The 23,715-nt window shown below is 63.7% G+C and carries 24 protein-coding genes; 13 read left to right on the top strand and 11 right to left on the bottom strand.

What is annotated here, in order from left to right:
• The first annotated feature begins 191 nt into the window (after positions 1-191).
• Positions 192-806 (top strand): bifunctional nicotinamidase/pyrazinamidase, encoded by a 615-nt coding sequence (gene pncA, locus NKJ11_RS11640; protein WP_352793364.1) that lies wholly within the window; start codon positions 192-194, stop codon positions 804-806.
• 205 nt (positions 807-1,011) lie between these two features.
• Positions 1,012-2,457 (top strand): sodium:proton antiporter, encoded by a 1,446-nt coding sequence (locus NKJ11_RS11635; protein ID WP_352793363.1) that lies wholly within the window; start codon positions 1,012-1,014, stop codon positions 2,455-2,457.
• On the opposite strand, the gene NKJ11_RS11630 is transcribed toward NKJ11_RS11635, so the two are convergent.
• The 8 genes from NKJ11_RS11630 to gcvA form a co-directional block, all read right to left on the bottom strand.
• A complete protein-coding gene (locus NKJ11_RS11630; RefSeq protein WP_352793362.1) occupies positions 2,458-3,192 on the bottom strand; it encodes an ABC transporter ATP-binding protein in 735 nt (244 codons plus the stop codon).
• Positions 3,189-3,917, bottom strand: a complete 729-nt coding sequence (locus tag NKJ11_RS11625) for an ABC transporter ATP-binding protein (protein ID WP_352440577.1) — start codon at positions 3,915-3,917, stop codon at positions 3,189-3,191. Before NKJ11_RS11625 ends, NKJ11_RS11630 begins: the two co-directional genes overlap by 4 nt.
• Positions 3,914-4,876, bottom strand: coding sequence for a branched-chain amino acid ABC transporter permease (locus NKJ11_RS11620; RefSeq protein ID WP_352793361.1), 963 nt, complete (start codon positions 4,874-4,876; stop codon positions 3,914-3,916). Before NKJ11_RS11620 ends, NKJ11_RS11625 begins: the two co-directional genes overlap by 4 nt.
• Positions 4,873-5,754, bottom strand: coding sequence for a branched-chain amino acid ABC transporter permease (locus tag NKJ11_RS11615; RefSeq protein ID WP_128304206.1), 882 nt, complete (start codon positions 5,752-5,754; stop codon positions 4,873-4,875). The genes NKJ11_RS11620 and NKJ11_RS11615 overlap by 4 nt, the downstream gene beginning before the upstream one ends.
• Before the next feature lie 215 nt (positions 5,755-5,969).
• Positions 5,970-7,274, bottom strand: a complete 1,305-nt coding sequence (locus tag NKJ11_RS11610) for an ABC transporter substrate-binding protein (protein WP_352610972.1) — start codon at positions 7,272-7,274, stop codon at positions 5,970-5,972.
• Positions 7,275-7,426: 152 nt separating this feature from the next.
• On the bottom strand, positions 7,427-8,875 hold the full coding sequence (locus NKJ11_RS11605; protein WP_352793360.1) for a hypothetical protein: 1,449 nt from the start codon (positions 8,873-8,875) through the stop codon (positions 7,427-7,429).
• Between the two features lie 197 nt (positions 8,876-9,072).
• Positions 9,073-10,377 carry a nicotinate phosphoribosyltransferase gene (gene pncB / locus NKJ11_RS11600; RefSeq protein WP_352610974.1) on the bottom strand — a complete coding sequence of 435 codons (1,305 nt, stop codon included), beginning with the start codon at positions 10,375-10,377 and terminating at the stop codon, positions 9,073-9,075.
• A gap of 136 nt (positions 10,378-10,513) precedes the next feature.
• Positions 10,514-11,488 (bottom strand): transcriptional regulator GcvA, encoded by a 975-nt coding sequence (gcvA, locus tag NKJ11_RS11595; protein ID WP_352629025.1) that lies wholly within the window; start codon positions 11,486-11,488, stop codon positions 10,514-10,516.
• A 206-nt stretch (positions 11,489-11,694) separates the two neighbouring features.
• Between gcvA and speB the strand changes: the two genes are divergently transcribed.
• From speB to NKJ11_RS11575, 4 genes are all read left to right on the top strand, one after another.
• Positions 11,695-12,756, top strand: coding sequence for an agmatinase (gene speB / locus NKJ11_RS11590; protein WP_127260884.1), 1,062 nt, complete (start codon positions 11,695-11,697; stop codon positions 12,754-12,756).
• Positions 12,757-12,838: 82 nt separating this feature from the next.
• Positions 12,839-13,645 (top strand): transporter substrate-binding domain-containing protein, encoded by an 807-nt coding sequence (locus NKJ11_RS11585; protein WP_128304211.1) that lies wholly within the window; start codon positions 12,839-12,841, stop codon positions 13,643-13,645.
• Between the two features lie 6 nt (positions 13,646-13,651).
• Positions 13,652-14,308 (top strand): amino acid ABC transporter permease, encoded by a 657-nt coding sequence (locus NKJ11_RS11580; protein WP_128304212.1) that lies wholly within the window; start codon positions 13,652-13,654, stop codon positions 14,306-14,308.
• Entirely contained in the window at positions 14,305-14,952 is a 648-nt protein-coding gene (locus NKJ11_RS11575) for an amino acid ABC transporter permease (protein ID WP_128304213.1), read from the top strand. The genes NKJ11_RS11580 and NKJ11_RS11575 overlap by 4 nt, the downstream gene beginning before the upstream one ends.
• A 38-nt stretch (positions 14,953-14,990) precedes the next feature.
• Here NKJ11_RS11575 and NKJ11_RS11570 read toward each other — a convergent pair whose 3' ends face one another.
• The 3 genes from NKJ11_RS11570 to NKJ11_RS11560 form a co-directional block, all read right to left on the bottom strand.
• Entirely contained in the window at positions 14,991-15,806 is an 816-nt protein-coding gene (locus NKJ11_RS11570; RefSeq protein ID WP_128304236.1) for an oxidoreductase, read from the bottom strand.
• 106 nt (positions 15,807-15,912) lie between these two features.
• Positions 15,913-17,178 (bottom strand): beta-ketoacyl-ACP synthase II, encoded by a 1,266-nt coding sequence (fabF, locus tag NKJ11_RS11565; protein WP_128304214.1) that lies wholly within the window; start codon positions 17,176-17,178, stop codon positions 15,913-15,915.
• 44 nt (positions 17,179-17,222) lie between these two features.
• Positions 17,223-17,801: a TetR/AcrR family transcriptional regulator gene (locus tag NKJ11_RS11560; RefSeq protein ID WP_127297537.1), complete on the bottom strand. Its 579-nt coding sequence runs from the start codon at positions 17,799-17,801 to the stop codon at positions 17,223-17,225.
• Between the two features lie 80 nt (positions 17,802-17,881).
• Between NKJ11_RS11560 and NKJ11_RS11555 the strand changes: the two genes are divergently transcribed.
• The 7 genes from NKJ11_RS11555 (at position 17,882) to NKJ11_RS11525 (ending at position 23,715) form a co-directional block, all read left to right on the top strand.
• Entirely contained in the window at positions 17,882-18,241 is a 360-nt protein-coding gene (locus NKJ11_RS11555; RefSeq protein WP_023810720.1) for a hypothetical protein, read from the top strand.
• 84 nt (positions 18,242-18,325) lie between these two features.
• A complete protein-coding gene (locus NKJ11_RS11550; RefSeq protein WP_128304215.1) occupies positions 18,326-18,784 on the top strand; it encodes a nuclear transport factor 2 family protein in 459 nt (152 codons plus the stop codon).
• 334 nt (positions 18,785-19,118) lie between these two features.
• Positions 19,119-19,877, top strand: a complete 759-nt coding sequence (locus tag NKJ11_RS11545; protein WP_245486190.1) for an ABC transporter ATP-binding protein — start codon at positions 19,119-19,121, stop codon at positions 19,875-19,877.
• Complete coding sequence (locus NKJ11_RS11540; protein WP_352610978.1) at positions 19,864-20,595, top strand: ABC transporter ATP-binding protein; 732 nt, start codon at positions 19,864-19,866, stop codon at positions 20,593-20,595. The genes NKJ11_RS11545 and NKJ11_RS11540 overlap by 14 nt, the downstream gene beginning before the upstream one ends.
• Positions 20,592-21,494, top strand: coding sequence for a branched-chain amino acid ABC transporter permease (locus NKJ11_RS11535; RefSeq protein WP_352610979.1), 903 nt, complete (start codon positions 20,592-20,594; stop codon positions 21,492-21,494). Before NKJ11_RS11540 ends, NKJ11_RS11535 begins: the two co-directional genes overlap by 4 nt.
• On the top strand, positions 21,491-22,540 hold the full coding sequence (locus NKJ11_RS11530; RefSeq protein ID WP_023810716.1) for a branched-chain amino acid ABC transporter permease: 1,050 nt from the start codon (positions 21,491-21,493) through the stop codon (positions 22,538-22,540). Before NKJ11_RS11535 ends, NKJ11_RS11530 begins: the two co-directional genes overlap by 4 nt.
• Positions 22,537-23,715 (top strand): ABC transporter substrate-binding protein, encoded by a 1,179-nt coding sequence (locus NKJ11_RS11525; RefSeq protein ID WP_023810715.1) that lies wholly within the window; start codon positions 22,537-22,539, stop codon positions 23,713-23,715. The genes NKJ11_RS11530 and NKJ11_RS11525 overlap by 4 nt, the downstream gene beginning before the upstream one ends.

Genomic DNA, 23,715 nt, shown 5'->3' with positions numbered 1-23,715 from the left:
GAGAAATTCATTCGTATGCAAATGATATCAAGCCCGCAGGATTTGTCAAAGCCGGAGTTTGCAGCGACCCGGCCGGCACGCATTTGTTATGTCGCGAGAGGTTGACGCCGCCGGCCATCTGGTCAAGTTTCTGCGTCCGGTCGCGTCAGCGGCATTTTCCACTGGAGCCTGCATACGGAAGAGGAAAGCCCATGGCCGACGAAGCGCTTGTCGTCATCGACCTGCAGAACGACTTTTGTCCCGGCGGCGCGCTGGCGGTTGCCGGCGGCGACGAGATCGTGCCGCTGGTCAACGACCTGATCCGACGAACCGACCATGTCGTGCTGACGCAGGACTGGCATCCCGCCGGTCACTCCAGCTTCGCTTCCAGCCATCCGGGCGCGCAGCCCTTCACCATGACCGAGATGCCGTACGGCCAGCAGACGCTGTGGCCGGATCATTGCATTCAGGGCAGCCTGGGCTCCGATTTCCATTCCGGCCTCGCCTGGACCAAGGCCGAGCTCGTCATCCGCAAGGGATTTCGGCCTGATATCGACAGCTACTCGGCCTTCTTCGAAAACGATCGCACGACACAGACCGGCCTTGCCGGCTATCTCCGGGAGCGCGGCATCGACACGCTGACCCTGGTCGGGCTGGCGACCGATTTCTGCGTCGGCTTTTCGGCGCTGGACGCCGTTAGCCAGGGCTTCAAAACCACAGTGCGGCTCGATGCCTGCCGCGGCATCGATCTCAACGGTTCGCTCAATGCCATGCTGCAGCGCATGCGCGACGCCGGCGTGACGCTCGAAAACCCTTTGTCGGATTGAACGGATCGTGGGGCGACAGGTAAAGATCCGATGTCTAAAGGCAGGATTGTTGTCTTCGGGGAAGGTCCCCCTCACCCGGATTGCCAACCGAATTGCGAAGGGCAATTCGGGGCGATCCGACCTCTCCCCCAGGGGAGAGGAGGCTGCCGGCACCGAAGCTCGTCTCTTCTCCCCAACGGGAAGAAGGTGGCCGCGTAGCGGCCGGATGAGGGGGCTTTTTTCATATCCGATCCCCCTGTTGGCTGCATGCGCTGCGATAATTGTCGCCGTGCTGTTCCCGGCACAGGCTTTCGCGGCGGAGGAACACGGCCTGCCCGGCGCTTCGATGTCGCTGTGGTGGGCGCTGCCCTTTGCCGGGCTGTTGTTGTCGATCGCCACCGGTCCGCTGCTGTTTCCTCATGCCTGGGAACATCACTACGGCAAGATCGCGGCCCTTTGGGGCGCTCTGGTGGTCCTGCCGCTGGCGGCTGCCTTCGGTGTCTCCACAGCGACCGAGGCGGTGCTGCATGCGTTGCTCACCGAATACATGTCGTTCATCATCCTGCTGTTTGCGCTGTTCACCATTTCGGGCGGCATTCTCATTGCCGGCAACATTCACGGCACGCCGCTGGTGAATGCCGGCCTGCTGCTGGTCGGCGCGCTGCTGGCATCGGTGATCGGCACGACCGGTGCCTCGATGATCCTGATCCGGCCGATCATCCGCGCCAACGACAACCGTCCGTTCAACGCCCATGTCGTGATCTTCTTCATCTTCTTGGTGTCCAACATCGGCGGCTCGCTGACGCCTTTGGGTGACCCGCCTTTGTTCGTCGGTTTCCTCAGAGGCGTCGACTTCTTCTGGACGACCGCCAACCTCTGGCGCGAAACGCTGTTCGTCGGCGGTGCCGTGCTGGCTGTCTTCCTGGGCATCGAAATCATCCTGCACCGGCGCGAGGCCGGCGCGCCGAAGATCAAGGATCCGACGCCGGATACCAAGGTGCGTCTGCGCGGCCTGGCCAACCTTCCGCTGCTGGCGGGCGTGATCGGCGCCATCCTGCTGTCGGCAACCTGGAAGCCGGGCGTCAGCTTCTCCGTGTGCGGGGTCAGCCTGGAACTGCAGAACCTGGTGCGCGACGTCATGATCCTGGCGCTTGCCCTCGTTTCACTTGCCATTTCGCGCAAGGAATACCGCGAAGCCAACGGCTTCAACTGGGGTCCGATATCAGAGGTGGCCAAATTGTTTGCCGGCATCTTCATCTGCATCGTGCCGGTCGTCGCTATCCTGAGGGCCGGCCATGAGGGCGCGCTGGCGCCGCTGGTCGCCCTCGTCACTTCGCCCTCGGGAGGGCCCAATGACCTCGCCTATTTCTGGCTGACCGGGGCGCTGTCATCCTTCCTCGACAATGCGCCGACCTATCTGGTGTTTTTCGAGCTTGCCGGCGGCGACCCCCGGCACCTGATGACGGAATTCGCCTCGACTTTGGCGGCGATCTCCGCAGGCGCGGTGTTCATGGGCGCCAACACCTATATCGGCAATGCGCCGAACTTCATGGTCTACGCCATCGCCAGGCATCGCGGCGTCAAGATGCCGGGCTTTTTCGGCTATATGGCATGGTCGGGCCTGGTACTGATCCCGACATTTTTGGGTGCGGGTTTTCTGTTCTTCGGCTGATCAGCCCACGCCGACATAACGGCGCACCGCCGACGGGTCGGCACGCAATTCCTCGACATCGACCGTCTCGCGGTTGCGGCCGTTTTCGATGAAGGCAACATGGTCGGCGACAGAAAGCACCGCATCGACACGCTGTTCGACTAGGATGGTCGAAACGCCCCTGTCGCGCAGCTTCGACACCGTCTCGCGGATCTTGGCGATCATCGACGGCATCAGCCCTTCGGTCGGCTCGTCGAGCAGCAGCACCTGCGGCTCGAGGCAGAGCGCGCGCGCCATCGCCAGCATCTGCTGCTCGCCGCCGGACAGTGTGCCTGAACGTTGCCGCAGCCGCTGGCGCAGCAACGGAAAGAGGTCGAGCACGTTTTCACGCGCCGCCTTGCCCTTGCCGCGCGCCATCAGCCCGATCTCGATGTTCTCCGCCACCGTCATCTCGGCGAACAGCCGCCTGCCTTGGGGCACATAGGCGACGCCGGCCTTGGGCACCTCATGCGCCGGCAGCCCGGTCAACTCTTGGCCAGCCAGTTTGATCGAGCCGGCGCTCGAGGGAACCAGCCCCATGATGGCTTTGAGCGTCGTCGTCTTGCCGGCGCCGTTGCGGCCGAACAGGCACAGCACCTCGCCCTTGTTCAGCACCAGGTCGAGGCCATAGAGCACCTGGACCTCGCCATAGAAGCAGTCGAGCCCCGAGATGGTGAGTGCTTGAGACGTCGCCTCGGCCTTGTTTGTCTCGGTCATGGGGCGGTCCCCAGATAGGCTTCCTGCACCGCCACGTTCCCGCGGATTGCTTCGGGCGTGCCTTCGGCGAGGATCTTGCCGGCGTTGAAGACGGTGATGCGGTCGGCCAGTTGCATGACCACGGGCATGTTGTGCTCGATCAGAAGCACGGTGGCGTTTTTGGCGATCTCGCGCGCCAACGTGATGAAATTGTCGATCTCAGAGTCGGCCAGGCCTTGCGTCGGTTCGTCGAGGATCAGCAGGCGCGGCTTCAGCGCCAGGCCCATCGCCACTTCCAGCAGGCGCTGATGGCCGTAGGACAATTGGCCGGCCGGCATGTGGGCACGATCGGCTAGGCCGGTGCGTTCGAGTGCTGACATGACAGCGGCCTGTATCGCGCTCTTGGAATGGCTGCCATGCCGCAGCGTCAGTTGCGCGGGCAGCGCGACGTTGGCGTAAACGGACAGGTTGGCATAGACGCTGGTGAGCTGGAAGGTGTAGGCGATGCCTCTGCGCACCCTGACATAGGCAGGCAGATTGGTGATGTCGGCGCCGTCGAAGACGATCATGCCGGCAGACGGCTGGATGCGGCCGCTGACCAGGCTGACGAAGGTGGTTTTCCCCGCCCCGTTGGGGCCGATGACGGCGCGGATCTCGCCCGGCATCAGCGCGAAATCGACATTGTCGACGGCGCGCAAGCCGCCAAAGTTGCGCGACAGGCCCTTGGTGGTCAAAAGCGGCATCATGGCAGCCACCCGAGCCAGCGCTGGCGGATGCTGCCCAGAATGCCTTTGGGGAAAAACAGCACCAAAAGGATGAGCGCGATGCCGACGATCAGCAGATAGGCGGAGGTGTAGCCGCTGGTGATGTCGATGACATAGTACATGAACAACGTGCCGATCAGCGGCCCAAGCGTCGTGGCAGCACCCCCCAGCAGCACCCACAGCAGCGGCAGGATCGAATACTGCACCGAAGCGAAACTCGATCCGACATAGCCGAACAGCAGCGCGTAGGCGGCGCCCGAGGCAGCGCAGATGGTGCCGGAGATGACGACGGCGGTGAGCTTGTTGGAGAAAGTGTCGTATCCCAGCATCTTCGTCCGCTCCTCGTTCTCGCGGATGGCGACCAGCACGCGGCCATAGCGGGAGCGGACCATGGCCAACTTGACGAGAAGCACGATCGAAAACAGCCCGAGCGCTGTCAAGTAGCGCACCGTTGGATTGGTGAGTTCGAGCGATGTCGTGCCGAAGCTAAGCACCCGCGCCGGCTGCGGGACGACCATGCCCTGGTCGCCGCCAGTCCACGTCGCGAAATAAAGAATGAGGAGATAAAAAACCTGGGCGAACATCATGGTGACGATCATGAAGGCGACGCCCGAGGTGCGGAGCGCCAGCAGGCCGATCACCAGCGCCAGCACAGCGCCGCAGGCAATTCCGCTGAGGAAAGCCGCTGGTACGCCCCAGCCAAGCTGGATGACAGCAAGGCCGGCGCCATAGAGACCGGCGGCAAAGAACATGGCGTGGCCGAGGCTGAGCAGGCCGACATAGCCGAACAGCATGTTGTAGCCCATGGCAAAGACCGCCAGCACCATGATGCGGGCAAGCAGTCCGTGATAGTACTCCGGCAGCAGGAAGCTCAGCACGAAGAGCAGCGCGATGACGCCGAGATGCAGGGCATAGGCTTTTGCCGGCGAAGCTTCGCTCATCGCGATGCCGTCCCGAACAGGCCTTGCGGGCGGAACACCAGCACCATGGCGACCAGCAGCGTTGCGATGATCTTGGCCAAAGTCGGCGAGAAGAACATCGAGATGATGCCGTCGGAGAGGCCGATCAGCACGGCGGCGACGACCGTGCCGCGCAGCGAGCCGAGGCCGCCGATGATGACGACGATAAAGGAGAGCAGCAGCGGATCCTGTCCCATCAGATAATGCGCCTGGCTGATCGGCACGATCAGCACCGCGGCAATGGCCGCCAGCATGGCCCCAAGCGCGAAGACGCCGCCATAGACACGGCCGACAGGGATGCCGAAGGCTTGCGCCGTTTCGCTGTCATACTGCGTGGCGCGCATGACGAGGCCGATCCTGGTGCGCGTCAGCACCAGCCATGTCGCGGTGAGCAGCAGCGCGGAAGCGGCGATAACAGACAGTTTGTAGCCGGAGTAACCGAACCAAGGCAAAAGGATGCGGTAGCTGAACGGCGGCTCCACCGGCCGCGCCTCCGGGCCGTAAAAAGTCAGCGCCAATTGCTGGATGATGTAGAGCATGCCGATGGTGGCGACGATGGTGGCTTCCGGATTGTAATTGAGCCGGCGCAGCACCAGCCGTTCGGCGACCAACGCAATGGCGCCGACGATCAGCGGCGCAATCACCAGCGCCGCCAGGAAGCCGAGCACAGGGTGACCGCCGATGGCCGTGGTGATCGCCCAGGCGAGCACCGCGCCCAGCATGAAGAACTCGCCATGCGCGACATTGACCACCCGCATGACGCCGAACACCAGGGACAGCCCGAGCGCGGTCAGCGCCAGCACCGCGGATGTGACGAGGCCTTCGAGGGCGGCGAGGAGAAGGTGGGGACCGAAGTGCATCGGCTACGCACCGGCGGATGCGCGAGGCACCCCCCTCTGTCCTGCCGGACATCTCCCCCGCAAGGGGGGAGATTGGATGTCCTCACTGGTTTCGCCAACCATCAACGCTCGCAGATGGGCGCCGCCGCACGAACTGCCGATCTCCCCCCATGCGGGGGAGATGTCCGGCAGGACAGAGGGGGGTGCCTTGGCGCTCACGCTGCTGAAGCTAAGCCTCACAGCGCCTGCGTCGTGTAATCCCCCTCGGCCTCGTAAAGCCCGTCTTCGATCTTGGTCTTGTGCACGACCTTGAGCTTGCCGCCTTCGACCTTGGAGATGTTCTGGATGCCGAAGCACTGGTGGATCTTGCCGTTGAAGGTTTTCGGCCCCTGCGGATGCTCGGCACCTTCGGCGAATTCGGTCAGGGCTTCGGTCGCCTCGACCAGCTTGGCGCGGTCTTCCGGTCCCTTGTAGCCGGCATCTTCCATCGCCTTCTTGACGACGTAGAGCGTCTCCCAGCAGCCGAACATGTGGGCTGCGGTGGAGACGTCCTTGGGGTCGCCGACGGCCGCACCATCGTCGTCGATGCCGACGGCGGTGCGATAGGCCTTTTGCGCCTCGGAATCATCGGCCTGCGCATAGCGCGGCGAGCCTTCCCAGAAATGGCTGCCGTCGAGGAATTCGAGGCCGGGGCTGTTGATGTCGGTGGCCTCGAGCGAATCGATGAAGCCGAACAGTTGCGGCCGGTTGGAGCCGTAGAACTCCCCGAGCTCCTTGACGAAGGTGAGCACGGCCGGGCCGACCATGACGTGGTAGATCACCTCGGTCTCGGCCGGGATCTGCGGGAAGTATTTGGTGAAGGACGATTCCGTCGGCGGAATGGCGATCTGCGCGATGACCTCGGCGCCTTGCGCCTTCAGTGCCGGCGGCAGGTAGTCGCGATGGTCGTAGCCGAAGGCGAAATCGGGGAAGATCTGCGTCACCTTCTTGCCGACATTGGCCGCGATCCACGGCGCCATCGACTGGATCTGGCTCTTCACGTCGGTGATGCCGGGCTGGAAGACATAGCGGTTCAGCTTTGTCGAGGCGACGTGATGGCCTTCGCTGACGACGAAATAGGGCATCTTGTTTTCGCCGGCGGCGGGCGCCGAGCCGATGACGACATGCGAGAACAGCGTGCCGAAGACGATGTCGGTCTTGTGCTGGGTGGCGAACTTGCCGACCACCTCGGCGCCACGGCCGGGGTCGGTGCCGTCATCCTCGATGATCACCTCGACCTGGCGGCCATTGATGCCGCCGGCGGCGTTGATCGCCTTCACCGCGGCAGCCGTCGTCTTCTCATACCAGCGGCCGTAGGCGGCGCCGATGCCGGTGCGGTGCGACTGGAAGCCGATCTTGACCGGCGCGGAACTCTGCGCCTGGGAATAGCGGACGAAGCCCGGCGCGACGGCGAGGCCGGCGCCCGCGGCCAGGCCCTTCAGCGCCGTGCGGCGGGTGAGGCCAGTCTTGGAGAGGTCGAAAAATCCGTTCTTGTCAGCCATGTTCGTTCCCCTGTTTTCAGTTTTGACCAACGATAAGGCGGCTTCGGCATCCTCGCTTAGAGGACGCAAAAAATTGCATGTGTACAAACTAAATCATCAAAGCCTCGATGTGGCAAGCGAGCTTCCCCAACGATATCGAGGCCGCTCTTTTCTCATCCAACCGTCGGCGTGGCAAGCAACCAGAGGCCGAACACCGTATAGGCGATCATCAGCAAGGTAAGCGGGAACTGGCTGAGTGCCGCGCGGGAGGGCTGCGGATGCAGGCGCCAGGCGAAGCCGTGGGCGACGAGGACGGCGAGCACATGGCCAAGGATGATGGCGCAGGCCTGGACATTCCACAGCCACCACGCCGAGTCCGCCCCGGCAACGATGCCGGCCTCGATCTGCATGTCGGCGGTGCCGAACAAGTTCCAGCCCATCGCGAACGGGTCGGAAAGTGCCGCAAGCGTATATTGGCCGTCGACAAGCAGCGCCGTCAGATAATGCGCGACATGATAGGCGAGCGCGATCGGCACGATCGACCACACCAGCAGGCCAGCCGCCTTGCCGAGAGTGTGGACGCTGCCGGCGAGACGCTGGCCAAGCCAGACGGCGAGCAGGAACACCGCCGCCAGCAGCACGAATGTCAGGACGAGCCCGAAAGTGCCGCTGCCGATGACCGCGGTGCGGCCGGGAAATTCGAGCGGATTGATAACGAACAGGCCGAGCCAGAAGAAGGTCTTCGACAGGCCGTCGAAGGACACCGACGACAGGGCCAGCAGCAGGAAGGCGATGCCGTTGATCGGCAACGGCTCGGCGGTAAGCAGCTTGGCGCCCGGCCAGCAGAGTGCCAACCGGCCGTGTTCGCTGCGCTCGACGATGGCGAAGCGCGCCAGCATCGAAAAGAAAACCGCCAGGAATTCGCCGCTGCGGCTCCAGGCGCGATAGCCGAATGCCAGCATGGCCAGGAACGAGAGCAGCCAGTAGAGGCCGGCGGCAAAAGCCAGCCGTGCCGGATCGTCGGGCGCCGGATCGATGAGTTCGAACCAGGCAAAGGCGAAGAACAAGATTACAGCTGGCCAGCAGCCGGTCCATCGCGGGAGGGGCCATCTCCCTTCATCGTTTCCACCCGACAGGCGCGAGGCAAGGCGCCACGGTCCATGCCAGGGATTGAGCCATGACCAGAGATCGCCGAAGATGCCCTGCAGCAGGGTGACGCCGGCCCATAGCAGCGTCCAGATTACCAGTGGCAGAGGATTGGAAAGCGGGTCGCGGCTGCCGAAAAGGCCGGCGGCGATGAGGATTGCAAAGCCGGCAAAGGATATCAGGCCGATGACGGCGCGGGCGCCGTCGCCGAAGGTGAACAGCGGCAGGCGCCGGCGCCAGAAACGGTCAAGTGAATCCGCAGGTAGCAGCGCCAGGACGGGGAAGCTGACGGCCACGGCGAAAGCCCCGCCGACCAGATAGTAGCCGGTCGGCAGGAGCAGGACGTGGCCACGGTCGGAGGCGTGGGCGAAGGCGGGGGTGGGGAGGGATGCAAATAAGCAGATGAAGCTTGTCTTTAAGAGGCGACAACCTTCGCCGCCGCGATCCTTCACACCCCCCTCTGCCCTGCCGGGCATCTCCCCCGCAAGGGGGGAGATCGGATGTCGCCCAGGCTTTCGCCAATTTTCAACATCGGAGAAAAAGGCGGACCGGTTGAAGCGGCCAATCTCCCCCCTTGCGGGGGAGATGTCCGGCAGGACAGAGGGGGGTGGGCGGGAACTCAAGCTATCCGAGATTCCATCTTTGCCGGCGATGCAAGGTCGTCCATCACCGCTCACACCTTGACCAGTTGCTCCACGCGGTCCTTCTCGCCAAAGATCCTGAGATACCGCTCGATCTCTTTCACATCACCCGTCGCCTTGGCCGGATTGTCGGAAAGCTTGACCGCCGGCTTGCCATTGGCCTCTGTGACCTTGCAGACCAACGATATCGCGTCCAGCCTGTTGGTTTCCGTTGGCGCGCAGCCTTCGAAATCATTGGTCAGATTGGTGCCCCAGCCGAAGGACATGCGCACCTTGCCCTTGAAATGGCGGTAGGTCTCCTCGATGGTTTCGACCTCGAGCCCGTCGGAGAAGATCAGCAGTTTCTGGCGGGGATCCTTGCCCTTGTCGCGCCACCAGGACAGGATTTTTTCGCCGCCTTCGATCGGTGGCGCGCTGTCGGGGCGAAAGCCCGTCCAGTCGGCCACCCAGTCCGGCGCGTCGCGCAGGAACGACGCGGTGCCGAAAGCGTCGGGCAGCACGATCAGCAGATTGCCGCCATAGTAACGCTGCCAGTCCTGCAGCACCTTGTAGGGCGACTGCCTCAGCTCTTTTTCCGAGTCGGCAAGCGCGGCGAACACCATCGGCAGCTCATGTGCGTTGGTGCCGAGCGCTTCGAGGTCGTTGTCCATGGCCAGAAGCACGTTGGAGGTGCCGGTGAACGCTTCGCCGATGCCTTCCTTCAGCGCCTCGACGCACCAGCGCTGCCACAGGAAGGAATGGCGCCGGCGCGTGCCGAAGTCCGAGATGCGGATGCCGGGCAGCGCCTTCAGCCGCTCGGTCTTGGCCCACATCTTGGACTTGGCGCGGGCATAGAGCACGTCGAGCGCGAAAGGCCCGAACGCCCGCATCGCCGCGCGCGATCGAAGTTCATTGATGATGGCGAGCGCCGGGATTTCCCACAGCGTGGTGTACATCCACGGCCCGCTGAAGGTCAGCTCATACTGCCCGTCGCGCTTCGACAGCTCATATTCGGGCAGCCGGAAGCCTTCCAGCCAGGCGAGGAATTCCGGCTCGAAGATCTGCTTGCGGCCGTAGAAATTGTTACCGCCGAGCCAGATCATCTCCTTCTTGGAGAAGCGCAAGGTGCGGGCATGGTCGAGCTGTTCGCGCAGTTCGCCCTCGTCGATCTCATCGGCAAGGCGCACCGAGGTCGAGCGGTTGATCAGCGAGAAGGTGGTGTCGACCTTGGGGTACATGCCCCAGATCATCTGCAGCATCAGAAGCTTGTAGAAATCCGTGTCGAGCAGGCTGCGCACGATCGGATCGAGCTTCCAGGTGTGGTTGTAGACCCGCCGCGCAATATCGGTCTTAGCCATGTCTCAACACCGCCTTCGCTGCCTGCCATCCACAATCGCGACAGGCCTCATAGCATCGAATCGGCCAGAACGCTGCCCGCTTTCAGGCTGGCCCGACAAAAAGAGCTGCCTGCACGCGGCGGCGCGCAGCCTGGCATCAGCTTGCGGATTTGCCGCCCATCACCCTGAGCGCCGGACGCTTGCGGCGGCTGACGATGCGGCCGGCCACCGGGGCGTCGGCGCGCCCGTCATCCCCGGCCTTCTCGGCGAACAGCCAGTCGATGAACACCTGCACGATCGGCGTCGTCCGCATCTCGTTGCGGCAGACGACATAGAAATCGTCGACCGCCGGCACCGACAGGCTGAACGGCGCGACCAGCATGCCCCTGGCCAGCAGCGCGCTTGCCGTCACGGAGTCGCCCAACGCCACGCCATGGCCGTGCACCGCCGCCTCGGTCGCCATACGCGCATCGCCGAGGTGATGGCGGCGACCCCGCTCCAGGTCCAGCGCATCGGCCGCCGCCAGCCAGGTGTGCCATTCGCGACCGTCGTCGCCATGCAGGAAGACATGGTCGGCAAGGTCCCTGACGCTGCGGATCGGGCGGTTGTTGATCAAGGTCGGGCTGACCACGGGAAACAGTTCGAGGCCCGACCATTTGCGCATCCAGCAATCGGTCCAGCTGCCGTCGCCATAATGCACGCAGACATCGATGGTGGGCGCCCGCAAATCCTTGGGATCGTTGGAAGGAATAAGCGTCAGCCTTATGTCGGGATATTGCGCCATGAAACTGCCGAGCCGCGGTGTCATCCACAACAACAGAAGCGCCGGCACGCAGGAGACCGAAAGTGTGCCGCTGCTCGCCGGCCTTGTCATGCGCTGGGTGGCGGCTGCGATGCCGTCGAAGGCGGTCGACACTGCCGGCAGAAGCTCCGCGCCATGCGGTGTCAGTTTGACCCGCTGGCCGGCCCGCTCGAACAGCTTGACACTGAGCGACTGCTCAAGCGCCTTGATCTGATGGCTGACGGCGCCATGCGTGACATTCAGCTCATTGGCCGCCTTGGTCAGCGAGCCATGCCGGGCCGTTGCCTCGAAGGCGCGCAGCGGATTAAGCGGTGGCAGGCGTTTGGTCATGGGTATCAACTTTATTGTGAGATTTTCTCACAGAAAGCACCCTAACAATATCAATTGATTTTTCAATGCCGCTGCCAGACACTGGCCTGGAACAGCATCAAGACGTGAAATCTGCAGGCAGCCAGCGGGACAGCGGCCCGGCCGGATGACGGTCGGTTCGCAGGCGTCACCCGCGTCGGCACTGTATCAGCCCAGGAGGAGCGGACATGGGATACGATCGCGGCAAGCTCGACGCGTTGCGTCGCAAATATGGTGAAAGCCATGGCGGCGAGATGTTCGACCCGAAATTCCGCAAGGTCGCCGACAAGATCTTTTCCAAGAGCGGCACGCGGCTGGCGCCCTATTCCGGCATCCCGACCTTCCTCGCCGCGCCCTACCGCGAAATATCGGCCGACAATCCGGATTTCGGCGATTTGCAGGTGGCCATGATCGGCGTGCCGATGGATCTCGGCGTCACCAACCGGCCAGGCTCCCGCTTCGGGCCAAGGGCGCTGCGCGCCATCGAGCGCATCGGTCCCTACAATCACGTGCTGGAATGCGCGCCGACGCATGAACTTCGGGTGGCCGATATCGGCGACACGCCGTTCCGCAGCCGCTACCGGCTGGAGATCAGCCATGAGGATATCGAGCGCCGCACCAACCAGATCGTCGATGCCGGCGTCATCCCGCTTTCGATCGGCGGCGACCATTCGATCAGCCATCCGATCCTGAAGGCCGTCGGCAAGAAAGCTCCGGTCGGGTTGATCCATATCGACGCCCACTGCGACACCAGTGGCCTGTTCGACATGACCAAGTTCCACCATGGCGGCCCGTTCCGCAACGCGGTGCTTGACGGCGTGCTCGACCCGACGCGCACGATCCAGATCGGCATCCGCGGCTCGGCCGAATATCTGTGGGAGTTCACCTACGAGTCCGGCATGACCGTGGTGCATGCCGAGGAGGTGACCGGTCTCGGCATTCCGGCCATCATCGAGAAGGCGCGCAGAATAGTCGGCGACGGGCCGACCTATGTCTCCTTCGACATCGACAGCGTCGATCCGGCCTTCGCGCCCGGCACCGGCACGCCGGAAGTCGGCGGCCTGACGACGCGCGAAGTGCTCGAACTGCTGCGCGGCCTGAAGGGGCTCAACATCGTCGGCGGCGACGTTGTCGAAGTGGCGCCGCAATACGACGCCACCACCAACACGGCGCATGCCGCCGCACAGGTGCTGTTCGAGATATTGAGCCTTATGGTGTTCAGCCCGGCAATCACGGGCAAGGGAGCCTGACGTTCAGAAAGCAAAGGCGGCCGCCGCGCTGGAGCCGGCGGTCGACTCCCAACAAACAAAGCTTCCAGACAGGGGAATGACAATGACAATCCGAAAGACATTTGCCTCCATCGCCGCCGTGCTGATGCTCGGCACGGCCGGCTTCGGCCTCGCCACACAAGCCGCAAGCGCCGATGCGCTGGCGGACATCACCAAGGCCGGCACCATCAATGTAGGCGTCTTCGCCGACTTTCCGCCCTTCTCCTCGGCCAGCGCCGATATGAGCCTCAAGGGCTATGACATGGATGTCGCGCAATACATTGCCGATACGCTCAAGGTGAAGCTCAACCCCATCGCCGTCACCGGCCAGAACCGCATCCCGTATCTGAACGACAAGCGCGTAGACATCCTGATGAGCGTCGGCTACTCGAAGGAACGCGAACAGGTCATCGATTTCGCCGCTGCCTATGCGCCCTACTACATCGCCGTGATCGGTCCGGCGGCACTTGCGGTCAAGGGCAAGGAAGACCTCGCCGACAAGTCGATCGCCGTCAATCGTGGCACGCTCGAGGACACCTCGCTCACCGAGGCAGCACCGGCGTCGGCCGACATCAAGCGCTTCGACAACTACAATTCCGTGATCCAGGCCTTCATCTCCGGCCAGACGCAGTTGATGGTCGTCGGCAACGATGTCGGCGCGCAGGTGCTGGCCAAGCAGGACGCGCTGAAGCCCGAGCAGAAGTTCCAGCTTCTGACCTCGCCTTCGCATATCGGCCTCAACAAGAATGAGGACGGCCTGAAGAAGGCCGTCAACGATGCCATCGCCAAGATGCTGGCCGACGGCAAGCTGGACGAAAGCTCGAAAACCTGGCTGAAGACGCCGCTCAATCCCGAAAACCTCAAGGATTGAGTTTCCGTGGCCTTTGCCTGGCTTCCAGGTGCTGTCGGCGACATCGCGCACGGTGCGCTCACGACGATTCTGTTGATCGCCGTGACCACGCTGGTGGGAACGGCCCTCAGCATCCTGGGTGCCGCGGGGCGACGAAACGGCCCGGTTCTGCTCAAGCGGGCAATCGCCTGTTATGTCGAGGTGATGCGCAACACGCCGTTCCTGGTGCAGCTGTTCTTCATCTTCTTCGGCCTGCCCAGCCTGGGCATCCGGCTCGATCCGATCCTGGCCGCCATGCTGGCGATGACGCTCAACATGGCGGCCTACACGATCGAGATCGTCGGCGCCGGGCTTGACGCCGTGCCCGGCGGACAGACGGAAGCAGCGCTCGCACTTGGGCTGCGGCCACGCCAGGTGTTCGTCAAGATCGTGCTGCCGCAGGCACTCAAGATCATCTATCCCGCGCTCACCAGCCAGATCGTCATCATGATGCTGGAGTCGGCCGTGGTGTCGCAGATCGCCGTGCGTGAACTGACCTACGAGGCCGATATGCTGCAGGCGCGCACCTTCCGCTCTTTCGAGACCTATTTCGTCGTGACGCTGGTCTATCTCGCTCTGTCGATGGCCTTGCGCCGGCTGCTGGTGTCAGGCGGACGCCGTGCGCTCGGAGCCGGCGTGTCATGATCGAGTTCACCTTCTGGGACATCGTACGCAACCTGCTGCTCGCCGCCCGCTGGACGGTGCTGCTATCGCTGGCCGCCTTCATCGGCGGCGGCATCGTCGGCCTGGTCGTGCTGTTCTTCAGGATCGCCAAGAACAAGTGGAGCAGGCGTGTTGCTTCCGGCTACATCGCCCTGTTCCAGGGAACGCCGCTCTTGATGCAGCTGTTCCTGATGTTCTTCGGCCTGCCGATGCTCGGCCTGCGCATCGAACCGTGGACGGCGGCGGCGCTCGGCCTCACCTTCTTCGCCAGCGCCTATCTCGCCGAGATCTGGCGCTCGGGCGTCGCGGCGCTACCCCTCGGCCAATGGGACGCCGGCGCCAGCCTTGGCCTGCACTATCTGCAGGAGCTGAGGCTGATCATCCTGCCGCAGGCCTTTTCGATCACCCGCGCACCCACCGTCGGCTTCCTGGTTCAGCTGATCAAATCGACCGCGCTGACCTCGATCATCGGCTTCGAGGAACTGGTGCGGACCTCCAATGCCATCAACAATGCGACCTTCGAACCGTTCAAGGTCTACGGGCTGGTGGCTCTGATCTTCTTCGTCATGTGCTTTCCGCTGACGCAATACGCCCGCAGGCTCGAGAAACAGGCGGCTGCCCGCTGACGCGCCAAGGCAGATGTCCTTGCGGTTAGCGCTCGATTTCAGGCCGGCAGCCCAAGCTGCTTGCGCAGGCTCTTGTCGAATGCGGACGCGGGGACGAAACGGCGCAGGAAACTGACCTGGCGCGCCATTTTTCCCGCCGCATAGCGCTTCTTCGGCGCGGGATCTGTCGCCGCGGCCAAAACGGTGTTGGCGACCACTTCGGGCGCATCGCCTTTCTCCATCGATTTCCGCACGGATACAGTCATCCCGGCGCGCGCGGAGTCGTAGATTTCGAGCGACCGGTCGGGGGCGGCAAGATTGTCCTCGAATGCCGTTCGGGTATAGGCGGGCTCCACCAGCGAAACGCGGATGCCGAACGGGCGCAATTCGTGATCGAGCGACTCGGAATACCCCTCGATGGCATGTTTGGTCGCTGAGTAAAGCGCGAAATAGGGAGCGGGGATGAACCCCTGCACCGAACTCAAATTCACGATTCTGCCCTTCCCTTGGCTTCGCATTGCCGGCAGCACCGCGTTGGTCACGCGCAAGACGCCGAAGACGTTCACGTCGAACAGCGCCTTGGCCTGGGCGGTCGAGGACTCCTCCGCGCCGCCAAACAGGCCCATACCGGCATTGTTGACAAGCAGGTCGATGCGTCCGGCCTTGGCCAGAACGTCATCGACCATTGTCGCAACGGACGCGTCGTCGGTCACGTCGCAGGTCAGCATGGTCACGCCGGCGGATTGCTGGGAGGCCGTGCGACGGCTGGTTCCGAAGACGCGAAAGCCGGCGCCCAGCAAGGCGTCGGCGGTAGCGCGCCCGATGCCGGAAGATGCCCCTGTCACCAGGGCGACGCCAGGATTGGTCTTGTTCATGGAAATCATATCCTTCTTTGCGTTGGATTGGATTGGGAAAAGCATGAGGGGCCGGGGCAAAGGGCGTTGGTCATGACTGCGTCTGGCGCTCGCGTCTGGCCACAGGTTAGTTCCAGCGTCTGAACAGGGCGCTGGCATTCACGCCGCCAAAGCCGAAGCCATTGGAGATCGCGTACTCCATCTCCATCGGCCGGGGCGCGTTTGCGACGAAGTCGATTCCGTCGCCGGCCGGATCGGCCTCGCCCAGGTTGAGGGTTGGCGGAGCGACCTGATCCCTGAGCGCCAGGATTGCGAAGATCGCACCAAGCCCGCCGGCCGCTCCGAGCAAATGTCCGGTCGCCGATTTCGTCGCACTGACAGCTATCGCGAAATCGCGCCCGAACACGCTCTTGATCGCTTCGATCTCACCCAGGTCGCCGACTGACGTGGAGGTCGCATGCGCATTGAGATGACGAACCTCGCGTGGCGAAATCCCTGCCTGGGCAATCGCGATCTGCATGGCCCGGCGCGCGCCGTCGCCGTCCTCCGGCCCGGAGGTGACGTGGTGGGCATCCGCGGTCGTGCCGTAGCCGACGAACTCAGCCAGCGGCTTTGCGCCGCGCGCCAACGCGTGGTCCAACGCCTCGATGACCAGCACGCCGGCCCCTTCGCCCATGACGAAGCCGTCCCGCGATGTGTCGAAAGGGCGCGAGGCTTGAGCCGGCGCCCAATTAAAGCCGGTTGAAAGAGAGCGAGCCGCGGCGAACCCGCCGAGACTGACGGTGTTGATGCACGCTTCCGTTCCGCCGCACACGGCGATGTCGGCTTCGTTGGCGCGGATCAGGCGGGCGGCGTCGCCGATCGCCTGGATGCCCGCCGCGCATGCCGTCACCGGTGCGCCGAGTGGACCTTTGAAACCATGACGGATCGAGATGTGGCCCGCCGCGAGGTTCACCAGGAAGGACGGCACCGTAAAGGGAGACAGGCGGCGGGCGCCACGCAGGTCCACCGTGCGCACCGCCTCGGTGATGGCGGGGAACCCGCCGACTCCTGAAGCGATGATCGTGGCCGTGCGCAGGCGCTCCGTTTCCAGGGCAGGCTTCCATTGCGCCTGCGCAAGCGCCTCTTCCGCCGCCGCCAACGCAAACAGAATGAACCGGTCCACCTTGCGCTGATCCTTCGCGGACAGGACGGCATCGGCATCGAAACCAGCCTCCGGATCTTCGCCCAGGGAGGGAACCACGCCGCCAATCTTAACCGGCAGCTCTCCCACCACATCGTCCGGAAGCCTGCGAACGCCGGACCGGCCGGCAAGCAGGCGTGACCAGGACGCTTCGACATTGGCGGCCAGGGGCGTGACCGCTCCCATGCCCGTGACGACAATCCGTTGCATCTGCTCTCCTGTCCTTGGTGTGCCGGCGGCGCTGCTCGCGCCGTTCAAGTGGCGACTGCTTCGCGAACCTGATCGGCCGCCGCATCCAGAAAAGCCCGCGCAAGGTCGGGATCGTTGACGACCCGCGAGAGCACGACCGCGCCGACCATCGTCGAGAGAACGGCCATTGCCTTTTTTCCGCTCTTTTCGCTGTCGCCCTCGCCAACCCAACCGCCGAGCATCTCAAGGTACGCCTTGATGCCGTCTTCGAATGACGCCTTCACCTCGGCACCCTGCCTGGCTGCATCCGAACCGAGCGCAACGACCGGGCAGCCGTCCATCTTTTCCCTGCGATGGTCCATGCTGAGGTAGAATGAGATCACCCCGTCGAGCGGGTTCCCAGGATGTGCTGCGGTCGCGGCCGACCATTTGTGGGTGGCGCTTTCCATCGCCCGCCTGGACGCCAGCGCCGCCAGATCGTCCTTCGACTCGAATTGCTTGTAAAAGGCACCCTGGGTCAGCCCGGCACCCTTCATCAGATCCTTGAGGCCGATGCCGTCAAAGCCGCGCTCCCGAAAAAGCCGGCTTGCCACATTGATCACGGTCTCGCGGTTTTCCGCGGCCTGAGTGCGACTCACACGCATCGTCATCTCCTTTTTTAGATTGCATTCGTAATCTATACCCTATATAGAGGGTGAACGCAATCTAAAAAAGGACAAATGAGATGATCCGCAAAACCCTGAGCGCCTCGCTCCTGGCGGCGCTGTTTCTTGCAACCCCGGCTCTCGCCGAGGAAGCCACCATCGGACGCCCGATCGAAGGTGGCAGCCTGCACCAGGGACACCTGGACATGGTGGCCTACTACGTTCCGCGCGGCGACCTGCTTGAGGTCACCGCCACTTTCGCACCGAAGACCGGGGGTGATCCGCTGCGGTTCGTCATGGGCCTCGCCAACAGTGACGCCGTGGCGTTTTCCATACCGGGCCACCCGGGCTCGCTCTACGCGTTCTCAAGGTCCGGTAAGGAAGTGACGGTCTCGACCGGGACCGGCACATCCCTGCGAGCCGATGCGACAACGCCCTGACCTGGCGCGCAGGCCGCGGCCGCGCGATGCTGGCCGGGGCTCTCGCGTCCGATCACGCCATCCCAATGAGCCTGGAGAGGTCACATGCTTTACAGCTATTTTGTCGAGAAATCGATCCGGCAGAGCTTCGACGACGTCAACAACCATCGCTGGGACGCGGCGGTGAAGGCCATCGCGCCGCATGTCCATCACCGGGTTGGTGGCGCCCACGCGCTTGGTGGGGAGCGCCACGACAAGCAAGCCCTGCGCCGGTGGTTCGAGCGCCTCGGCCGTGTTCTGCCCACTCTCCATCTCACGGTCAACCACGTCTGGGTGAAGGGCTGGCCGTGGCATACCACCGTGTTTGCCCAGTGGGATGGCACCGCAACCCTGCTCAACGGCGATACGTCCTACGTCAACCATGGTCTCCACGTGTTCACGCTACGGTGGGGCAGGGTTCATGCGCTCGAGGAGTTTTACGATTCACAGGCGGCGGCGCGCGGTCTCGCCGCCCAGGCCGCAGCCGGCCTCGAAGAAGCTGTCGCCGAACAGATAACAAGCTAGCTGAAGCGCGGTCCGAGGACGGCCAAGGTTTAAGGGCCGGTCGCGCTGATCTTTTTCGTCGCGTGCCTTCCGCCTGCGCAGTATGCGCGGAGGGTCGGGAAGCGAGCGCCGGCGCTGGACTGCAAGCCAGGAAACCCAGTGCGGGAGCGCAGCGCTGCATCGATGCCGGTGCTGTCGCGGCAACGGTCGAGCCGAGGCAGGCATATAGCTTTCCTGCTAGGAATAGGCCTTGACATCTTGCCGTTCGAATTGTCCATTTGATGCTTGACCGGGCCGAACGGGGCGGCGAGGGCGGACAGGGGCAAACCGGCGCGTGGATAGACAGTCGAGTCGAGTGCTGTTGAAGACGGTTGGGCTGACAAAAGCCTTTCGAGGGCTGGTTGCCCTGCGGGATCATTCCATCGAGCTGCACGAAGGTGAAATCGTTGGGGTAATCGGGCCGAATGGCTCGGGCAAGAGCACGCTTTTCAACCTGATCACCGGCTTCTCCCAGCCGAATTCCGGTAGCATCGAGATGGAGGGCCGTTCGATCGTCGGCCTGCGCACATCGCAGATCGTCGCGATGGGCATCGCCCGCACCTTCCAGGGTTCTCGCCTATTCGGCAGCCTCAGTGTCGCACAGAACGTGCTGACGGCGGCGCAGCTGCGCCATCCTGTCGGGCCCGCCGATACCGTGCTGCGCGGTCGGCGCTATCGCGAGCGGGTGGCCGCGACGCGGCAGCAGGCCGACGAACTCCTCGACCTCATGGGCCTGACAGATCAGGCCGGCAGGGTCGCCGCGGATCTTCCCTACGGCGATCAGCGGCGGCTGGAGATTGCGCGTGCGTTGGCGACCAGCCCGCAGCTGCTGCTGCTCGATGAGCCCGCAGCCGGGCTTGATTCCAACGAGACCAAGGTGCTGGCGGCGCTGATTCGGACGATCCGTGACCGCTACGGCGTAACGGTGGTCGTTGTCGAGCACGACATGGACCTGATCATGGCGCTGTGCGAACGCATCCAGGTGCTGGCGACCGGCGAGGTGATCTGCGTCGGAACACCGGAGCAGGTACGCGAACACCCGAAAGTGCGGGAGGCGTATCTTGGCCACGCCTAGCCCCGTTCTGCTCAGCGTCGAGAACCTCGAGGTCAATTTCGGCGCGGTGCGTGCGTTGAAGGGCATTTCGCTCGACGTCCATACCGGCGAGGTGGTGGCGTTGGTGGGGGCCAACGGCGCCGGCAAGAGCACGACCTTGCGCACCATTTCCGGCCTGTCGCGGCCGCGCGGCGGCAAGATCATCTTCGATGGCAAGCCGATCGGAGGTATCGCTCCGTCGCGTATCGTAACTCTGGGCATCGCGCAGAGCCCGGAGGGCAGGCGCCTGTTCGGCGGCCTGACGGTGGCCGACAATCTGCGGCTCGGCGCCTGCACCCGCACCGACAAGGAGGCCGTCGTCAGAGATAGCGAGCGCATGTTCATGCTGTTCCCGATTCTCAAGCAGCGGCTGAAGCAACTGGCCGGCACGCTGTCGGGCGGCGAACAGCAGCAGCTTGCTCTGGCGCGCGCGCTGATGGCGGCGCCGCGCCTGCTGCTGCTCGACGAGCCTTCGCTCGGCGTTGCGCCGCTGCTGGTGCGCCACATCTTCAGCGCGCTTGCCGAACTGAAGCGCCAGGGCATGACGATGCTGCTGGTGGAACAGAACATCACGCTCGCGCTGGACCTCGCCGACCGCGCCTATGTGCTGCGCACGGGTCAGGTGGCGCTGTCGGGCCGGTCCGCGGAACTGCGCGACAGCGAACGCGTGGCCCAGGCATATCTCGGGGCGGCAATATGACCCAGCTGGACTATATCCTGCAGCAGATCGTCAACGCGGTGAGCCTCGGCAGCCTCTACGCGCTGGTGGCGGTCGGCCTGTCGATCGTCTTCGGCGTCCTCAAGCTCACCAATTTCGCGCATGGCGACGTCATGATGGTAGGCGCATTCGGGGTAGCTCTGCTGGCGGGGATCGGCGTTCCGTTCCCTGTCGCCGTGATCTGCGGCATCGCCGCGGCGGCCGTCGCGGGCCTCCTCATCGAACGCATCGCCTATCGTCCGATCCGCGACGCGCCCGACGTTGCGCGACTGCTCACCAGCCTCGCCGTCACCTACATCATCGAGAACGTCGGCATCCTGGTGTTCACCTCCTCGCCGCGCAATTTTCCACTCCCCGATATTCTCAACACCTCCTGGGAAATGTCGAACGGCGCCATCACCTTCACCAGCATCAATCTCCTGACCATCGCGCTGACCTTCGTGTCGCTGCTGCTCCTCGGCTGGTTCATCACGCGCACCACGACCGGGCTCGGCATGCGCGCCGCAGCCGAGGACATGTCGGCGGCACACCTTGTCGGTCTGAACGTCAACCGGCTGATCATCGTCGCCTTCATCGTCGCATCCGCCTATGCCGGCCTTGCCGGCATTTTGTGGGCGGCACAGGCCGGCGTGGTGCAGCCGCAGATGGGCTTCACGCCGCTCCTGAAGGCTTTCGTGGCGGCGATCATCGGCGGCTTCGGGTCGATCGCGGGCGCCCTGGTGGGCGGCTACATATTGGGCGCGCTGGAGATATTCATCGTCGCATTCCTGCCGAGCAGCGTCTCGTCCTATCGCGACGCAATCGTCTTCGCCGTGCTGATCGCCTTTCTCCTGGTGCGCCCGGGCGGGCTGCTCCAGCCAAACCGGGAGATAAAGCTGTGAGCCGGGAAGCGCGGATCACACTCCTCGTCCTCGTCGCCCTGGTGGCGGGAGCAGCTGTCGCTTTCGGTGCACCGCACGTGCTGAGCGACTATTTCGTCCGGATTATCCTGCTGATCGCGCTGAATGCAATCCTGGTGCTGGCGCTGTCGCTGAGCAACGGTTTTACGGGCGTGTTTTCGCTCGGTCATGTCGGCTTCATCGGCGCCGGCGCGTATATATCGGGGATACTGTCGATTCCCGTACAGCAGAAGATGGCACTGCTGCCGCATCTGCCGGCGTTTCTGCATGCTTTCAGCCTCCCCTTCCTGCCGGCGACGCTGGTGGCAGGTCTTCTGACGGCGCTGCTTGCCGTGGTCGTCGGTTATCCCTTGATGCGCCTGTCGGGCTATTTCGTTTCGGTGGCGACGATGGGATTCTTGATTATCGTCAACGTGGTGCTGATCAATGCGTCGGATTTCACCCGAGGCGCCCGCACTTTCACCGGTGTGCCGCTGGAGACGACGTTGCCCTGGGTGATGGGTTGGCTCGCCATCACGGTGTTCGTTCTGGCGCGCCTGGTCTATTCGCCTTTCGGGCGCGCCATGAAGGCGGTGCGCGACGACACAATCGCGGCCAGCGCTGTCGGCATCGGCGTGTTGCGGACCAGACTGATCGCCTTCGTCATCGGCGCGTTCTTCTCAGGCGTCGGCGGGTCGCTCTACGCACATTATCTCGGCTCGTTTTCGCCGAACACCTTCTACTTCGCGCTGACCATGAGCCTGATCACAATGCTGGTGCTAGGCGGCATGGGCTCCCTGACCGGCGCGGTGGTTGGCGTCATCTGCGTTTCGCTGTTGTCGGAGGTCCTGCGCTCGGTCGAACGCGGCTTCACGATCGGCGATTTCGCGGTGCCGGCCCTGTTTGGCGCCAGCCAGATCGTGCTTGGCTTCATCTTCATTCTAGTCATGATCTTCCGGCCGAAGGGGATCATGGGGGACCGGGAACTTACGTTCGGATTAACCCAAAGATCGGCAACGGTGAACCAGACAGAGGAACGAAAACGATGATCAAACTCACTCGACGCGACACCATCGGCCTAGGACTGGGCGCATTCTTCGCGCTTGCCTCGGCCAGCACGGCACTTGCTGCCGACACGATCAAGATCGGCTATCCGGCAAACCTGACCGGCATTCAGGCCTCGCTCGACGGTCCGATGCTGAATGGCGCCAAGCTGGCGGCAAGCGAAATCAACGCCGCCGGCGGCGTGCTCGGCCAACAGATAGAACTGGTGATCTACGACTCCAAGAGCGATTCGACGACGATCTCGACCGTCGCCAGCCAGTTGATCGACAGCGACAAGGTCGTCGGCATCATCGGCTTCGCCGATTCCGATTCGGTGCTGGCCATCGGACCGCAGGTCCAGAAGGCGCAGATCCCGTTCATCACGCCCGGCGCGACCTCGCCGAAATTGCCGAGCCAGCTCGGCAACGAGATCTTCCTCGCCGCCTTCGGCGACAACGTTCAGGCTGCGGTTGGCGCGGAATTTGCGCTGAACAAGCTGAACGGCAAGACCGCCTACCTGCTGACCGACATCGGCACCGAATACACAACGCTGCTGTCGGACTACTTCGTCACCGCCTACGAGCATGGCGGGGGCAAGATCTTGGAGCGCGACACCTACAAGATCGGCGACAAGACCTTTACCGCGCAGATCGCCAAACTGAAGGCGCTGTCACCGCAGCCCGACTTCGTCTATGCCTCGTCGAATGCCGAGGAAATCGGCCTGATCTTGAAGCAGATGCGCCAGGCCGGCATCAACCTGCCGGTGGTCGGCGGCGACGGTTACGACACGCCCTTGCTGATCCAGGTCGGCGGCGACGCGGCCAAGGACACCTACTTCACCACCCATGCCTATATCGGTGAGGGCGCCACCCCGAAGGTGCAGGCCTTCATCGACGCCTACACCAAGTCGGCCGGCAATGCCCCGGAGAACGCGTTCGCTGCGCTCGGCTACGATTCGGTCAAGCTGATGACCGACGCGATCAAGCGTGCCGGTGCGCCGGATCCGGCCAAGATCCGTGACGCGCTGGCCGCTACGTCCGGGCTCGACGGCGTGACCGGAACGATCACCTACCGCCCGGGCATTTCGGTGCCGGACAAATCGGTCTCGGTCATCGGTGTCAAGGACGGCAAGCTTGTCCTTGCAAGTGAAGCGGCACCGACCTTCGTCGCGGAGCCGTGA

It is taken from the genome of Mesorhizobium sp. M0243 (assembly GCF_040321775.1).
Classification (GTDB): domain Bacteria; phylum Pseudomonadota; class Alphaproteobacteria; order Rhizobiales; family Rhizobiaceae; genus Mesorhizobium.
Note: the sequence above shows the minus strand (reverse complement) of the source record. Positions and strands in the feature narration are given on the sequence as shown.

Excerpts from the sequence above, each read along its gene's own strand:
- pncA (WP_352793364.1), top strand. The coding sequence starts at position 192 with ATGGCCGACGAAGCGCTTGTCGTCATCGACCTGCAGAACGACTTTTGT.
- NKJ11_RS11635 (WP_352793363.1), top strand. The coding sequence starts at position 1,012 with ATGAGGGGGCTTTTTTCATATCCGATCCCCCTGTTGGCTGCATGCGCT.
- NKJ11_RS11630 (WP_352793362.1), bottom strand. The coding sequence starts at position 3,192 with ATGACCGAGACAAACAAGGCCGAGGCGACGTCTCAAGCACTCACCATC.
- NKJ11_RS11625 (WP_352440577.1), bottom strand. The coding sequence starts at position 3,917 with ATGATGCCGCTTTTGACCACCAAGGGCCTGTCGCGCAACTTTGGCGGC.
- NKJ11_RS11620 (WP_352793361.1), bottom strand. The coding sequence starts at position 4,876 with ATGAGCGAAGCTTCGCCGGCAAAAGCCTATGCCCTGCATCTCGGCGTC.
- NKJ11_RS11615 (WP_128304206.1), bottom strand. The coding sequence starts at position 5,754 with ATGCACTTCGGTCCCCACCTTCTCCTCGCCGCCCTCGAAGGCCTCGTC.
- NKJ11_RS11610 (WP_352610972.1), bottom strand. The coding sequence starts at position 7,274 with ATGGCTGACAAGAACGGATTTTTCGACCTCTCCAAGACTGGCCTCACC.
- NKJ11_RS11605 (WP_352793360.1), bottom strand. The coding sequence starts at position 8,875 with ATGCCCGGCAGGGCAGAGGGGGGTGTGAAGGATCGCGGCGGCGAAGGT.
- pncB (WP_352610974.1), bottom strand. The coding sequence starts at position 10,377 with ATGGCTAAGACCGATATTGCGCGGCGGGTCTACAACCACACCTGGAAG.
- gcvA (WP_352629025.1), bottom strand. The coding sequence starts at position 11,488 with ATGACCAAACGCCTGCCACCGCTTAATCCGCTGCGCGCCTTCGAGGCA.
- speB (WP_127260884.1), top strand. The coding sequence starts at position 11,695 with ATGGGATACGATCGCGGCAAGCTCGACGCGTTGCGTCGCAAATATGGT.
- NKJ11_RS11585 (WP_128304211.1), top strand. The coding sequence starts at position 12,839 with ATGACAATCCGAAAGACATTTGCCTCCATCGCCGCCGTGCTGATGCTC.
- NKJ11_RS11575 (WP_128304213.1), top strand. The coding sequence starts at position 14,305 with ATGATCGAGTTCACCTTCTGGGACATCGTACGCAACCTGCTGCTCGCC.
- NKJ11_RS11570 (WP_128304236.1), bottom strand. The coding sequence starts at position 15,806 with ATGAACAAGACCAATCCTGGCGTCGCCCTGGTGACAGGGGCATCTTCC.
- fabF (WP_128304214.1), bottom strand. The coding sequence starts at position 17,178 with ATGCAACGGATTGTCGTCACGGGCATGGGAGCGGTCACGCCCCTGGCC.
- NKJ11_RS11560 (WP_127297537.1), bottom strand. The coding sequence starts at position 17,801 with ATGCGTGTGAGTCGCACTCAGGCCGCGGAAAACCGCGAGACCGTGATC.
- NKJ11_RS11555 (WP_023810720.1), top strand. The coding sequence starts at position 17,882 with ATGATCCGCAAAACCCTGAGCGCCTCGCTCCTGGCGGCGCTGTTTCTT.
- NKJ11_RS11550 (WP_128304215.1), top strand. The coding sequence starts at position 18,326 with ATGCTTTACAGCTATTTTGTCGAGAAATCGATCCGGCAGAGCTTCGAC.
- NKJ11_RS11535 (WP_352610979.1), top strand. The coding sequence starts at position 20,592 with ATGACCCAGCTGGACTATATCCTGCAGCAGATCGTCAACGCGGTGAGC.
- NKJ11_RS11525 (WP_023810715.1), top strand. The coding sequence starts at position 22,537 with ATGATCAAACTCACTCGACGCGACACCATCGGCCTAGGACTGGGCGCA.